Source organism: Nonomuraea sp. NPDC026600, assembly GCF_040638335.1.
GTDB lineage: Bacteria > Actinomycetota > Actinomycetes > Streptosporangiales > Streptosporangiaceae > Nonomuraea.
In genome coordinates, this window is the sequence record NZ_JBEZYD010000009.1 from 188768 (window position 1) to 202134 (window position 13367).

Annotated in this window: 13 protein-coding genes; 4 read left to right on the top strand and 9 right to left on the bottom strand. The window is 69.9% G+C overall.

Going from position 1 to position 13367, the window contains the following annotated elements:
• Positions 1-47: 47 nt before the first annotated feature.
• The gene (locus AB0F17_RS22565) at positions 48-1736 is read left to right on the top strand and encodes an SMI1/KNR4 family protein (RefSeq protein ID WP_358025874.1); all 1689 of its coding nucleotides are present in this window, start codon (positions 48-50) and stop codon (positions 1734-1736) included.
• A 34-nt stretch (positions 1737-1770) separates the two neighbouring features.
• Here the strand turns inward: AB0F17_RS22565 and AB0F17_RS22570 are convergent, their stop codons facing one another.
• Positions 1771-2556: a DeoR/GlpR family DNA-binding transcription regulator gene (locus tag AB0F17_RS22570; protein ID WP_358025876.1), complete on the bottom strand. Its 786-nt coding sequence runs from the start codon at positions 2554-2556 to the stop codon at positions 1771-1773.
• A gap of 97 nt (positions 2557-2653) precedes the next feature.
• Here AB0F17_RS22570 and AB0F17_RS22575 point away from each other — a divergent pair, with 97 nt between their 5' ends.
• Complete coding sequence (locus AB0F17_RS22575; protein ID WP_358025878.1) at positions 2654-4585, top strand: DUF5107 domain-containing protein; 1932 nt, start codon at positions 2654-2656, stop codon at positions 4583-4585.
• Here AB0F17_RS22575 and AB0F17_RS22580 read toward each other — a convergent pair.
• The 3 genes from AB0F17_RS22580 to AB0F17_RS22590 are packed head-to-tail and all read right to left on the bottom strand — an operon-like array spanning position 4572 to position 7256.
• Entirely contained in the window at positions 4572-5420 is an 849-nt protein-coding gene (locus AB0F17_RS22580) for a hypothetical protein (RefSeq protein ID WP_358025880.1), read from the bottom strand. The genes AB0F17_RS22575 and AB0F17_RS22580 overlap by 14 nt on opposite strands.
• A 46-nt stretch (positions 5421-5466) precedes the next feature.
• The gene (locus AB0F17_RS22585; RefSeq protein ID WP_358025882.1) at positions 5467-6078 is read right to left on the bottom strand and encodes a VC0807 family protein; all 612 of its coding nucleotides are present in this window, start codon (positions 6076-6078) and stop codon (positions 5467-5469) included.
• Entirely contained in the window at positions 6075-7256 is a 1182-nt protein-coding gene (locus AB0F17_RS22590; RefSeq protein WP_358025884.1) for an alpha/beta fold hydrolase, read from the bottom strand. Before AB0F17_RS22590 ends, AB0F17_RS22585 begins: the two co-directional genes overlap by 4 nt.
• Before the next feature lie 89 nt (positions 7257-7345).
• On the opposite strand from AB0F17_RS22590, the gene AB0F17_RS22595 reads away from it, so the two are divergent.
• Positions 7346-7903 carry a TetR/AcrR family transcriptional regulator C-terminal ligand-binding domain-containing protein gene (locus AB0F17_RS22595; protein WP_358025886.1) on the top strand — a complete coding sequence of 186 codons (558 nt, stop codon included), beginning with the start codon at positions 7346-7348 and terminating at the stop codon, positions 7901-7903.
• A 3-nt stretch (positions 7904-7906) separates the two neighbouring features.
• Here the strand turns inward: AB0F17_RS22595 and glgC are convergent, their stop codons facing one another.
• Entirely contained in the window at positions 7907-9142 is a 1236-nt protein-coding gene (gene glgC / locus AB0F17_RS22600; protein WP_358025888.1) for a glucose-1-phosphate adenylyltransferase, read from the bottom strand.
• Positions 9143-9237: 95 nt separating this feature from the next.
• Between glgC and glgA the strand changes: the two genes are divergently transcribed.
• On the top strand, positions 9238-10416 hold the full coding sequence (gene glgA / locus AB0F17_RS22605) for a glycogen synthase (RefSeq protein ID WP_358025890.1): 1179 nt from the start codon (positions 9238-9240) through the stop codon (positions 10414-10416).
• A gap of 10 nt (positions 10417-10426) precedes the next feature.
• On the opposite strand, the gene AB0F17_RS22610 is transcribed toward glgA, so the two are convergent.
• The 4 genes from AB0F17_RS22610 to AB0F17_RS22625 all read right to left on the bottom strand — a co-directional run bounded on the left by AB0F17_RS22610 (position 10427) and on the right by AB0F17_RS22625 (position 13227).
• Entirely contained in the window at positions 10427-11734 is a 1308-nt protein-coding gene (locus tag AB0F17_RS22610) for a hypothetical protein (RefSeq protein ID WP_358025892.1), read from the bottom strand.
• Positions 11735-11813: 79 nt separating this feature from the next.
• A complete protein-coding gene (locus AB0F17_RS22615; RefSeq protein ID WP_358025894.1) occupies positions 11814-12182 on the bottom strand; it encodes a PH domain-containing protein in 369 nt (122 codons plus the stop codon).
• A gap of 91 nt (positions 12183-12273) precedes the next feature.
• Positions 12274-12744 (bottom strand): OsmC family protein, encoded by a 471-nt coding sequence (locus tag AB0F17_RS22620; protein ID WP_358025896.1) that lies wholly within the window; start codon positions 12742-12744, stop codon positions 12274-12276.
• Positions 12745-12819: 75 nt separating this feature from the next.
• Positions 12820-13227, bottom strand: a complete 408-nt coding sequence (locus tag AB0F17_RS22625) for a nitroreductase family deazaflavin-dependent oxidoreductase (protein ID WP_358025898.1) — start codon at positions 13225-13227, stop codon at positions 12820-12822.
• Between the last annotated feature and the right edge of the window lie 140 nt (positions 13228-13367).

Below are 13367 nucleotides of genomic sequence, written 5' to 3' on the forward strand. Positions count from 1 at the left end.
AGTGCCATGTGGCGGAGGGGGGTGTTTCCGATGATTAGGTATGTCGTGTGACCGATGATCGTGACTCCGAGATCGCCGATGTGCTCCGTACCATGGCAGGGAAGATCGCGGCCGGGGCGCCCGCGGCGTGGCGGCGGGCCGAGCTGCGGGGGTACGCGACAGGCCCGGACGGATCCGGCCACCGCGGCCTGAGATTCGAGCCGAGCGGAGCCGACACGGGCGACATCGACCTGCATCTGGAGATGTGCGACCTCTACACCCTGGCCGGGGCGACGGGCGATCACCTCACCATCGAGTTGACGGTCGAGGCCAAGGGGCGGTTCGAGGCGGTGATCAGCGAATCGCTGGATCGCATGGAACACGAAGAGCGTGGCTTCCTCTATGTGCTTGACCGGGAGGTGCTGCCGGTCGAGCCCGCGGAGTTTCAGCAGGGCCGCGCGGGTCGCCCGCCGGCGGGAGATCCGAAGGAGGCCGTCGCGCTGCTCGGCGCGTACTTACGCGAGCGCGACCGGGTCCTGGGCGGTCCGAGCGGGGACAAGTACGCGCCGCCGCCCGCGATCCCCGAAGCGCGCCGCGCCTGGCTCGAGGCCCAGCTCCGGGTCCGGTACGGCGTGACGCTGCCCGACGATCTGCGCGCCCTTTACGAGCTGGTCGACGGCGACGGCGGTGAGGGCCTCCTGGACGGGCACCCCTGGTTCGGCCTCGAACAGCTGGAAAGCCAGAGCCGTCCGGAGAACCGCTGGTGGGCCGCCGGGCGGAGCTGGCGCCATCATCTGCTCCAGCCGCTCGTCACCGAGGTGGGTCCCCCGCTGGCGATGCGGCGGGCGTCCGACCACCCGTGCTGGATCCCGTTCGCCACCAGCACCGGAGGCGACTTCCTGGCGGTGGACATGGCGCCCGGCCCGGCGGGGCGGCCGGGTCAGGTCATCCGCATGGGTATGCACCACGACGAAGGCCCGGTCTACGTCGCCGACTCGGTGACCAGCCTGCTGCGGCGGCACGTCGCCGCCCTGGAGGCCGGCGCCTACTCGGCCGAGTCCGGCGAGCTGCGGATCGACCTCGGCGACATGGAGCAGCCGGACCGGTACGCCTACGAGGAATCCCACTCACTGACGGTCGCCGGTCCCGACGCGGCCGCCATCCGGGGCTGGCACCCGCGCATCCAGCGCCTGTCGGTGGCCAACGCCCCCTGGGTCGACTTCGGGGCCGTGCGCGGCGCGCCGGTGCTGTGGAAGGTGACGGTGGACAACTGCCCGGGGGCCGACCTGACACCGCTGTGCGACACTCCGGTTGAACTGCTCGATCTGGCCATGGACGGGATCGACCTCGCGCCACTGGAGGGCCACGCCGCGCTGCGGTCGCTGACGCTGCGCACCGAGCGGCCCGTGGACCTGACGCCGCTGCTGTCCTGCCCGCGGGTGTACGCGCTGGATCTGTCCCGCGCCGCCGTACGCGACCTCGGCGTGGTCGGCGAGCTGAAGGGCCTGCTCTACCTGAGCCTGCGCCGCGGGCAGTGGGCGGAGCTCTGGAAGCGGGCCGGTCACCCGGCGGGGCTGGCGGCGGCCGGGCTGGCCGGCGAGCCGCGCCGGGAGAAGGCTTGGTGGTGGTCGGCCGACCGGGCCTACCACGCCCCTGAACCGTCACTGAAGACGGCGGTCAGATGGGCGGCCGACCTGGCCGGCGGGGCAGGGAACGTACGGGTCTTCACAGGCAGGTTCCCGCGACGCCGGCGCTGAGGTCGATCAGATCTCGGCGCGGGGCGCGTCCGTCTCAGACCCGGATGACCCGGATGCCGGCGTCTTCGAACCCGGCGGTCAGCTCGGCCGGGGCGGCGGAGTCCGTCACCAGGATGTTGATCTGGTTCAGCGGGCAGACCAGGGCGAACGCCCGGCGGCCCAGCTTCGAGCTGTCGGCCACCACGATCACCTGGCGGGCCTTCGCGGCCATCAGCCGGTTGACGGCCGCCTCGCCCTCCCCGTGGGCGCTGGCGCCGTGCCTCACGTCGAGCGCGTCGACACCGAGCACAGCCACGTCGAGCGCGACGTCCGCCAGCATGCCCGTCGCCACCGGGCCCACCAGCTCGTACGACTCGGCGCGGGCGGAGCCGCCCGTGGTGACCACGTGCAGATGCGGCCGCACGGCCAGCTCGTGGGCGATGTTCAGGGCGTTGGTCACCAGGGTGAACGCCGGGCCGCGGCGGCCGGAGGGCGGGTCGGGGCGGTTGGCCAGGACCCTGGCCACCTCCGTCGTGGTGGTGCCGCCGTTGAGCCCGATCGTGGCCCCCACCGGCACCAGGGCCGCCGCCGCCGAGGCGATGCGCTGGTTGTCCGGCGCGTGCTGGGCGACCTTGTAGCGCTGCGGCAGGTCGTACGAGACGCTGTGCGCGATGACGCCGCCCCTGGTCCTGCTCAGCAACTGCTGGTCGGCGAGCTCGTCGAAGTCGCGCCTGATCGTGGCGGAGGACACGCCGAGCTTCCGCGCCGTCTCCGACACGTCGAGTCGGCCGGCCTCGGCGACGAGCTCTAACAGCAAGTTCCAGCGTTCGTACCGGTTCACTGTTCAATCATGCCCGAAACCCGACGGAAGCTCTTATAGGACGGTTTTATGGGAAAATACTCGCCAAATGCTACGGACATCCTCGGTTGTGCTCCCCGTGTCCCCGCTAGGCCCGGCGAACCCGCTGCCGCCGCTGCGCACGCTGCCCGATCCACGCGGTGGGCTGAAGACGGCCGCGGCCGACGCCGAGATGGCGGCCCAACTGGCTTACGGGCATGCCGACTCGCTCCTGCCGTACACCTTCCAGGACGGCTACGGCCGCGAGCGCGAGGAGCGGGAGCTGAAGACGGCGGTGCTGGAGAACTCGCTGCTGCGCGCGGAGTTCCTGCTGGAGTACGGCGGGCGGCTGCGCTCGCTGGTGCACCTGCCGACCGGCCGCGAGCTCCTGCACAAGCCACCCCACCTGCAACTGGCCAACCTCGGGCTGCGTAACGCGTGGTTCGCCGGGGGAGTGGAGTGGAACCTCGGCACGTTCGGGCACACCGCCCTGGCCTGCGCGCCCGTCCACGCCGTCCGGGTGACCAGGCCCGACGGGGTGCCGGTGCTGCGGATGTACGAGTGGGAACGGATGCGGCGGCTGGTCTACCAGCTCGACGTCTGCCTGCCGCCCGACTCGCCGGTGCTCCTGGTACACGTCCGGATTTATAACCCTTCGGCGGTGGATACCCCGGTCTACTGGTGGTCGAACGCGGCGGTGCCGCAGACGCCGGGCAGCCGGGTGCTGGCGCCCGCCCGTCAGGCGTACCACTTCTCCTACGACGGGATGTTGCGGCGCGTGCCGGTGCCGCGCTGGCGCGAGGCCGACCAGTCCTACCCGGCCCGCAACGAGCAGGCCGCCGACTTCTTCTACGAGCTGCCCCACGGCGCACGCCGCTGGATCGCCGCCCTCGACCAGGACGGCGGCGGGCTCGCGCAGGTCTCCACCGACCTGATGCGCGGTCGCAAGCACTTCCGCTGGGGCACCGGCGCGGCGGGCCGCAACTGGCAGGACTGGCTGTCCGGCCCCGACCGGCCGTACCTGGAGATCCAGGCGGGACTCACCCGCACCCAGTTGGAGCACGTACGGCTGCCCGCCCGCTCCTCCCTCGCCTGGACCGAGGCGTACGGCCTGCTCCAGGGCGACCCCGCGCGCGTCCACGGCCCCTGGCACGAAGCGCTCGGTCACGTGAGCCGGGCCCTGGACCAGCTCATCTCCCGCGACCGGCTCCAGGCGGCGCACGAACAGGCGGTACAACTGGCCTCGGCGGTCCCCGTGGAGGTCCTGCACGTGGGCAGCGGCTGGGGCGCGCTGGAGCGCCGGGCCCTGGCCAAGCGGCGCAGCCGGGTGCTCAACCTGCCGGGCACCCCCTTCGCCGACTGGACGATCGGGCGCGACCAGCAGTCGTGGCTCGCGCTGGTGCGCAAGGGCTCGATCCCCACACCCGCCCCCGCTCTGCCCCCCTCCTCCTACACCGTCGGCCCCGAATGGCGCGCGCTGCTGGAGAAGTCGGTCGAGGAGTCGGGCGGCACCTGGTTCACCCTGCTCCACCTGGGCGTGAACCTCTATCACGACGGCGACCACACCGGGGCGCGGGCCGCCTGGGAACGTTCCCTGGCCTGCGCCGAGAACGCGTGGGCGCTGCGCAACCTGGCCGTGCTCGACCCCTCGCGGGCCGCAGACCTGTATGAGCGGGCCCACGCGCTGTCACCCCGCCTGCGCCCCCTCACCATCGAGACCCTCGCGGCCTTCCTCGCTGCCGGCCGCCCGGACGCCGCCCTCGTCCTGATCGACAAACTGGGCCCGAAGGACCGCTGGCACGGCCGGATCCGCCTGCTGGAATGCCGCGCCGCCCTGGACGCGGGGGATGTCGGACGGGCGGGGCGGGTGCTGGAGACGGGGCTGGTGGTGGACGATCTGCGGGAAGGGGAGGACACGTTGGACGAGCTCTGGTGGGACTACCACAAGCGGCTGAATCCGACGGGGCGGGCGCGGGTCAGGGCGGAGCATCCGCTGCCTTGCCGGTATGACTACAGCGTCAAGCAGTATTAGGGGGGAAGACGTCGTCGAGCGTCGTCGCGGTCACTGCTCGGTCGATCCACTCTTCCATTTGGTCGGGGTCTGTGCATTGGGTGATGCGGTCGTGGGCGTCTTGGGGGACGCTGATGCCGCGCACTTTGAGTACCCTGAACAGCGCGGCAGCTTCGCCTTTACTGAAGTGCTCTCTGGCGAAGGGGCTGTATACGGGCCATGCGGCAGACGACATGATCTCCTCCATTATGCGCCGTGCGGGGAGTGAAGCTAGTCGGTATCCGTATTCATGATACTGCGAAGCGTAACCATCGGAGAGCTTGCTCACGGCCGTCATGAAGGCCTCTGTCACAACTCTTTGGTGGCCATGCATCATGACGGACATGGCGGCGAGTTCGAGACAGTCTGCTGCCTGGACGTGATCGGTGATCACGGGGATCCGGTCCGGGCCGAAGACGCTGGGGTGGAGGACGAAGCCGGGCAGGCTGGTGACGATCGGCTCCGCCGCCCACGTTGCGACGCGGGCGCTAGGGCAGAAGGCCAGCACTACGACCGGACACTTCAGCTGCAACCAAAGCGCCGCCGCATAACGGGCCCAGGCCGTGCGTTTGTGTTCCTTGATGTCTTGCTGGATCTCGACGATGACCCCGAAGATCGGGTCCTGGCGCGGCCCCACGGTGATCACCGTGTCGGCCTGGAAGTCCAGGGAGAGGCGGTCGTTGAAGTCGCCTCCGGCGACCTCTATCAGGACGTCCGTAGGCAGGTCGACGTCGAAGACATCCCGGAGGATCTCGACGGCGAATGCCGGACGGTTGCGGAAGAGCGCATTGAGTGTGTCATGCGCGGGGGATGGCATGTCACGGAACGATATCAGTCATGTACGTTCCGTGACTGATCCTTGGTCAACTCGCGGACAAGGCCGCCTCGCCGCGCTTGCCGTACCAGGCGCTCCAGACGGCGATGAGGGCGAGGGTGCCGAGCAGCAGGACCGTTGACAGGCCGGCCATCACGTCCACCGGCAGCAGATAGACGAGTGGGATCCGGATCACCGACTCGGCGAGGAAGGCCGCCGCCCAGGTCAGGGTCATGACGTAGTAGATGCGGCGGAACGCGGGCTCGGCCAGGTAGAGGGCGTCCCAGCGGGCGGAGGTGGCCGCGTCCTCGGCGCCGAAGCGTTTGGCGAGGGGGAAGGCGGCAGGGCGGCCCGTCACGCAGGTGGCGACGAGGACGGCGGCGATGGCCGCCGTGGTGATCGACTTGACCGCCAGCATGAGGCGCTCGTCCCCGGTCACGAAGGACAGGACCAGGCCGAGGCCGAAGATCAGGCACATGAACGCCGCGTATCCGTCCAGGCGGCGTTCCCTGACGCCGACATAAGCGGTGCGCAGGATGCCGACGGCTGTGGCCGACAGGAGGGCGGCGTACTCGCTGACGTTCAGCGCGCGCAGCAGGTAATAGGCGGCGATGCAGGGGAGTACGTCCCAGAGCGCTACTTTGAGCACGGAGCGGTTCATGCGAAAGTCCTTTCCAGCCAGTTGGAAATGCGGGCCAGGGCCAGGCGCTGGGCGCCGGACTGGCAGTGCGCGTCGGCGCCCTCGGTCTCGGTGAACTCGATGAGCGTCTTGTCGCAGGTCAGGTGCTCGTAGAGGGCCTCGGGCTGGCCCTGGAAGGCGAAGTCGTCCGGTGCGGCGCAGACCAGTGTGGGGCAGGTGATCCGCTCGGCGATGCCGTCACGCAGGTGGTAGTCGAGCATCGCGGCCGAGTAGCCACGCGGGGAGGACGCGCCGGTGACCCAGGTGCCGTGGGTGGCCGCCCAGCGGATGGTGGGGTTCTGGGACATCAAGGTGCGCAGGTGCTCGTCGGCCTGAGGGTCGGCGAGTGCCTGCCTGGCGGCCTCCCGGTCGCCGCCGACGGCCTCGGCGACGACCGCGCCCATGTCGTAGACGCCGTCGAAGGCGATGACCGCCTTGATCCTGGGGTCGAAGGCGGCGGCGCGGGGTGCGAGCAGTCCGCCCATGCTGGCGCCGAGCAGCGCCACCCGCGACGGGTCCACGAACGGCAGGGCGAGCGCGAAGTCGAGCACCGGGCCTACGACGTGCTCCCAGTCGGGCCGGAACGGCAGGCCCTTGCGGATGACGCCCGGCTGTCCGGGGCCGTCGAAGGTCAGCACGTTGTAGCCGCGTTCGACCAGGGCGGCGGCCGCGTAGAAGTGCATCTCCTCGGCGCTGCCGTCGAAGCCGTTGTGCATGATCACGGTCGCGCCGCCGGTGCCCCGGTAGAGGTAGCCGGGCAGCGTGGTGCCCTCGTACGGGATCTCGACGGGCTCGATGCCCGACATTCCGGCGAACGCGCGGAAGCAGGCCACCTGGCGGTCGTAGGCCGAGTCGACGCGCGGGTCCGAAGGGTCGCCGTGCAGGAAGAACTCCGCTGAGCGGTAGTAGTTGGACGCGCGCAGGAACCCGTCGCGGGCGCTGACCTCGTGCCCCGCCGCCAGGCTCCGCTCGGCCTCGGCCGCCACGCGGTCCGCCGTGGCCAGCCACTCGTCGTGCCAGCTGTCGTAGTCGCTCTCGGTGATCCGCTGCGCGGTCACGAGGACCTCGCCGAAGTCGGCGCCGCCGTACGCGATGTGGCCGAACGAGCGCAGCGTTTCGAACCAGAACGTGGGGTCCTTCTCGAAGACGATCGGGCGCATGCTCCGACTCCTTAATGCGAAGAATTTCGCCTCAAGGTAACCATAGGGTAGGGGGCTAACGCAAGAGAGTTCGCGTTAAGGTCGATGGCATGGAACCTGCACGCAGACCGGGAGGCCGCAGCGCGAGAGTCCGTACGGCGGTGCATGAAGCCGTCCTCGACCTGCTGAGCAAGGAGGACTGGGACAGCCTGAGCCTCGCCCAGGTGGCGGAACGTTCCGGCGTGCACCAGGCGACCCTCTACCGGCGCTGGGGCACACTCGGCGCGCTCATGGACGACGTGGTGACCGAGCGGCTTTCGCGGGGTTCACCGGTGCCCGACACGGGCACGCTGCGCGGCGACCTGGAGGCCTACGCCGTTCAGGTCGCGGCGGACGTGGCGGGGCCGCTGGGGCCTCTTTACGTCAGGGCCGCCCAGGTGGGCACCCGCGTCCCGGATGACAGTCAGCCGTACCTGACGGACCGGGCCGTGCAGCTCCAGGGCATGCTGGAGCGGGCGGCGGCGCGCGGCGAGAGCCCGCCGACGCTGCTGGAGCTGATGGAGGTGGTGATCGCGCCGCTCTACTATCATGCGATCTTCTTCAGCCGGCCGGTCGGCGCCGACCACGCCAGGACGCTGGTCGACCGGCTGCTCAGCCTGCCCCGGTGAGGGTCAGCGGTCGACGATCTCGTTCTTGCCGATGACCACGATCCCGCCCCTGGTCACCGCGAACCGGGTGCGGTCATAGTCCAGGTCGAAGCCGATCCGCGCGCCGTCGGGGATCACCACGTTCTTGTCGATGATCGCCTTGCGCACGATCGCGCCCCGGCCGACCTTGACGTTCTCCATCAGCACGGAGTCCTCGACCAGCGAGTGCGAGTGCAGCACGACCCTGGGCGACAGGATCGACCTGTTCGCCGTGCCGCCGGAGACGATCACGCCGGGTGACACGAGCGAGTCGAGCGCCCGGCCCACCCGGTCGCCGTCGTTGTGCACGAACTTGGCCGGCGGCAGCGGGTCGTGCCCGGTGTGGATCGGCCACTTGTCGTTGTAGAGGTTGAAGATCGGGTGCGCCGAGATGAGGTCCATGTGCGCCTCGTAGTAGGCGTCGAGCGTGCCCACGTCGCGCCAGTAGCCCCGGTCGCGCTCGCTCGAACCCGGCACCACGTTGTTCGCGAAGTCGTACACGTCCGCCCCGCCGGACTTGACGAGCATCGGGATGATATTTCCACCCAGGTCGTGCTTGCTCGTGGGGTCGAGGGCGTCCTCCCGCAGGGCGTCGATCATCGCCTGGGTCTTGAACACGTAGTTGCCCATCGAGGCGAACACCTCGTCGGGGGAGTCGGCGAGCCCCACCGCGTCCTTGGGCTTCTCCCGGAAGGCGACGATCCGCCGCCCCTGAGGGTCGGTCTCGATGACGCCGAACTGGTCGGCCAGCGACAGCGGCTGCCGGATCGCCGCCACCGTCACGTCCGCACCGGAGTCCTCGTGCTGCTCGACCATCTGCCGTGGGTCCATGCGGTAGATGTGGTCGGCCCCGTACACGATCACGTGCTCGGGCATCTCGTCGTAGATCAGGTTCAGGTTCTGGAACAGCGCGTCGGCCGAGCCGGAGAACCATCGCGGGCCGAGCCGCTGCTGCGCGGGGACCGGTGTCACGTAGTTGCCGAGCATCGCCGTCAGCCGCCAGGTGCGCGAGATGTGACGGTCGAGACTGTGATTCTTGTACTGGGTCAGTACGACGATCTGCAGGTATCCGCCGTTGGCCAGGTTCGACAGCACGAAATCGATCAGCCGATACATGCCGCCGAACGGCACCGCCGGTTTGGCTCGATCCGCTGTGAGCGGCATGAGCCTCTTTCCCTCTCCACCTGCCAGGACGACCGCAAGAACCCTCCGGGACCTCATATCCGTGACGCTACCCTCAAAATGCCGATCTATCGACGAATCGCCCACTGAACACCGCACGTGCCTGAAACCTCCGGGGATCGTAAGGTCGTCTCATGCGCGTTGATCTGCTCACCCGGGAGTACCCGCCAGAGGTGTACGGCGGTGCCGGGGTGCACATGGAATATCTGGCCAGAGAGCTGCGGCGGCTGGCCGAGGTCCGGGTGCGGTGCTTCGGGGCCGCACGGGACGAGCCGGGCGTCTCCGCCTACCGGGTGCCCGCCGGGCTTCAGGAGGCGAACGCGGCCCTGCAGGTGCTCGGGGTGGACCTGGAGATGGCCGCCGCGTGCGAGGGCGCCGGGGTGGTTCACTCACATACCTGGTATGCCAACTTTGCCGGGCATGTCGCGAAGATGCTGCACGGAGTCCCGCATGTCATCACCACCCACAGCCTCGAACCCCTGCGGCCGTGGAAGGCCGAGCAACTGGGCGGCGGCTACACCATCTCCTCCTGGGCCGAACGGACCGCCCTGGCCGGTGCCGACGCGATCATCGCGGTCTCGGAGGGGATGCGGCGCGACGTGCTCGCCGCCTATCCCGAGATCCCGCACGACCGGGTGAGCGTCATCCACAACGGCATCGACACCGCCGAATACGCCCCGGACCGGGGCGACGACGTCCTCAAGAAGCACGGCGTGGATCCGGCCAGGCCGTACGTCATCTTCGTCGGGCGCATCACCCGGCAGAAGGGGCTGGTCCACCTCCTGCACGCGGCGCGGTCCTTCGACGCCGGCGCGCAGATCGTGCTCTGCGCGGGCGCGCCCGACACGCCGGAGATCGAGGCCGAGGTGACGGGCCTGGTGCGCGACCTCGGCCGGGAGCGCGACGGGGTGATCTGGATCTCCGAGATGCTGCCCAAGCCCGAGGTGATCCAGTTGCTCACGCACGCGTCGGTGTTCGTGTGCCCGTCGGTGTACGAGCCGATGGGGATCGTGAACCTGGAGGCGATGGCCTGCGAGACGGCCGTGGTGGCGACGGCGACCGGCGGCATTCCCGAGGTGGTGGCCGGCGGGGAGACGGGGCTGCTGGTGCCGATCGACCAGGGGGCCGACGGGACGCCGCACGATCCCGCGCGGTTCGCCGCCGACTTCGCCGAGCGGGTCAACGAACTGCTGGCGGATCCGGAGCGGGCCGCGAGGATGGGAGTGGCCGGGCGGGCCAGGGCCGTCGAGCACTTCTCCTGGGAACGCATCGCCCACCGGACCATGGAGCTCTACACCTCGCTGCGCACCTGAGAGGGCGGGGTCAGCGGGTGCGCCAGAGCATGGCGCGGGCCAGGCCCTTCTCGGGATGGGAGGACCCGGCCGCGTAGACCTGGGTCGTGCCGGGACGCTGGGCGAGGGCGTCGATCATGCCGTCGAGGGTCTGCGACGTCCAGCGTCCGCCGGTGAAGTGCAGGATCCGCGACCCGGTCGAGTCGAGCACCCACATGCCGTCCCGGCCGTCCGGCTCGGCCTGGGTGAACGTGGAACCGAGCGCGCCCCACCGGCACCGCCACGTGCCGCCGTCCCAGTGCAGGGCGACCGGGCGGGAGCGCTCCAACGGCTCGTTGTCCTTGGTGAACTCACCCGGCACCAGCCACGACACCCCGCCGACCACCCACACGTCGGCCGGCCCGAGCACCACGACGTCGCTGAGCCGGACGCGCGGGGACTCCGACTTGGGCGGCAGGCCGAGCGCGGGCACGCCGACCTGCTGCCAGGCCTCGCCGGTCCAGCGGGCGGCCGGTCCCTGGTCGACCAGCGGCCCGCTGACCGTCCACACGTCGCCGCCGCGTTTGTCACCGCCGCCGTTGCCCGAGCCGCCGCCGCTTCCGCTGCCGCCGCCCACCGCGCCGGCGGGGGCCGGGAGGTCGTACTGCTGCCAGGTGGAGCCGTTCCACCACAGCGCCGAGCGGCCGCTGACCGCCCAGGCGCCGCGCGCCGCCGTGCCGCCCGCGCCGAACGTGTCGCCGAGCCGCCCGGTGAGCCGCAGCGCCGCCCACGTGTCGTGCTGGAACGCGCCGACGAGCCCGGACCTGCCGTCCGCCAGGCCGAACACCCAGGCGCTGGTCGCGGACGTCGCACCGAGCGCGGTGACCTGGACGCCCGGCAGCGAGTACGACGTCCACCGCTTGCCGTCCCACCGCCGCAGGCCCGCGAAGGTCGTCTCCACGGACTCGGCCGCCAGGCGCTGGGTGAGGCGGGTGGCCCAGACGGCGCCGTCCCGGCCGACGGCGAGATCGTGGAGCCTGCCGTACCCCTCGTCGGCGGGCTCGTCGGTGGGCAGGGCGCGCCAGCCGGACTCGGCCTGCACGGCGCGGATGTCGTCGGTGCCGGCCGGTGGCTGGGCGCAGTCGGCGGGCTTGGCGGGGAGCGCGGGCAGGCCGCCGCCGATCACCGGCGCCGGTACCGGCGAGAGCGACGCGCCCGGGGTCGGAGCGGCTGTGCCGGGACGCGAGGTGGTGGCGGCTCCCGTGCCGGGGGCCGAGGTCGGAGCCGGTGGGGTGGCGGTGCAGGCGGCGACCGCCAGCACGGCCAGGCTCGCCGTACAGACACGTGCGACTCGGCTCACCCAGTCCGCCCCCTTCGCGTGACCCCGTGATCTCCGCAGGATAGGTCAGTCCGGGGCGCCGCGCCCCTTACGGCAACGGTCAGGTTCGCGATATGTGATGCAAGATCACGTTGTGTACGTGATGCGCCTTGTTGTCGCCGCGGAAGTCGACTTCGTACGTGTGCGTCCCGACGTGGATGGCGATCGCGCCCGAGGAGAAGAACCCGCCGGCGAACGACTTGTTGCTCACCACGCTCACCGCCGAGATCTTGCTGTAGGGGATGCTGGTGATCGCGATGCGCTTGCCCGCGAACGATTTGTCCTGGACGATGACCCGCCGATCGGTCAGCCCCAGGAATCCCGTCCCCGCGCCGATGGCGTCGTACACCGCGATGATCTGTTCGCCCGGCAGCAGCCCGCTCTCGATCTGCCTGAGCTGTTCTTTTCTGTCATAGGGGATGTCAGCCATGCCAAGGCAACGGACCGCCCTACGAAAGCGTTCCGCATGCGGTGATTAGGGCTGGTAGCCGGTGGGGTTTCTGGATCAGTCGAATACGGTCTCAGGCGTCGAGGATCACCGGCTCGTGGTGGATGGGGAAGTTGGTCGAGTTGGCGATGAAGCACAGCTTGTTCGCCTCGGCGTGCAGTTCCATGGCCTTGTCGTGCAGGTTCCGCGTGGTGATCATGACCGTGGGGTGCAGGGTGACCTCGGAGAAGCGGCCGCCGCCGCTGGAGTCCACGACCATGGTGCCCGTCGGCTCGTCGACGTAGGAGGTCACGATGATGCCGTTGAGCGAGCACAGGTGGAGGTACCACAGCATGTGGCACTGCGACAGCGACGCCACCAGCAGCTCTTCCGGGTTCCAGCGCGCGGGGTCGCCCCGGAAGGCCGGGTCGGCCGAGCCGTGCAGGGCGGGTTTGCCTTCGGCCGACACCTCGTGGTCGCGGCCGAAGGAGCGGTAGCCGGAGGTGCCCTCGCCCCGGTTGCCGGTCCAGGTGACGGTGACGTTGTAGTGGTGTTCGCGACTCATGCGATCCATCATCGATCACGCCCCTTCCCGGCGGCCCACCCGCCCCGCCGTACGAGGACGGGGCGGTCTCAGCGGTCAGGTGGTGATGGATTCGAGGACGACGATCGGGATCTTCCGATCGGTCTTCTGCTGGTAGTTGTCGTAGTCGGGCCAGGTGGCGGCCATCAACCGCCATAGTCCGGGCCGTTCCTCGTCCGTGGCCGTACGGGCGCGCGCCCTGAACTTGTCGGCCTTCACCTGCACCTCGACCTCGGGCTCGGCCCGCAGGTTCTTGTACCACTCGGGGTGGTCCGGATCGCCGCCCTTGGAGGCGACGACGATGTGGTCGCGTCCGTGTCGCTGGTAGATCAGCGGCGTCGTGTACGACCTGCCGGACTTGCGGCCCTTGGTGGTCAGAAGGAGGGTCGTGGTGTTGTTCCAGTCGTGTCCCTCGGCGCCGTCGGTCTCCTGATAGCGCTGGACATGTTCCTTGCCGTAGAGCATGCCTGCCGTCTACCCCACGTCGGCGTGACCTCACCGTTACCGGGCGGGGTCTGTACGAGATGTTGACACGCCTGACACACTGCCTTTCTGTAAGCGCTTACATAAGCTGGTTGTGGAAGCGCTTACAGAAAGCGGAGCAG

Coding starts and splice junctions, on each gene's coding strand:
- AB0F17_RS22580 (WP_358025880.1), bottom strand. CDS start 5,420: ATGCCATCCCCCGCGCATGACACACTCAATGCGCTCTTCCGCAACCGT.
- AB0F17_RS22585 (WP_358025882.1), bottom strand. CDS start 6,078: ATGAACCGCTCCGTGCTCAAAGTAGCGCTCTGGGACGTACTCCCCTGC.
- AB0F17_RS22590 (WP_358025884.1), bottom strand. CDS start 7,256: ATGCGCCCGATCGTCTTCGAGAAGGACCCCACGTTCTGGTTCGAAACG.
- AB0F17_RS22595 (WP_358025886.1), top strand. CDS start 7,346: ATGGAACCTGCACGCAGACCGGGAGGCCGCAGCGCGAGAGTCCGTACG.
- glgC (WP_358025888.1), bottom strand. CDS start 9,142: ATGAGGTCCCGGAGGGTTCTTGCGGTCGTCCTGGCAGGTGGAGAGGGA.
- glgA (WP_358025890.1), top strand. CDS start 9,238: ATGCGCGTTGATCTGCTCACCCGGGAGTACCCGCCAGAGGTGTACGGC.
- AB0F17_RS22615 (WP_358025894.1), bottom strand. CDS start 12,182: ATGGCTGACATCCCCTATGACAGAAAAGAACAGCTCAGGCAGATCGAG.
- AB0F17_RS22620 (WP_358025896.1), bottom strand. CDS start 12,744: ATGAGTCGCGAACACCACTACAACGTCACCGTCACCTGGACCGGCAAC.
- AB0F17_RS22625 (WP_358025898.1), bottom strand. CDS start 13,227: ATGCTCTACGGCAAGGAACATGTCCAGCGCTATCAGGAGACCGACGGC.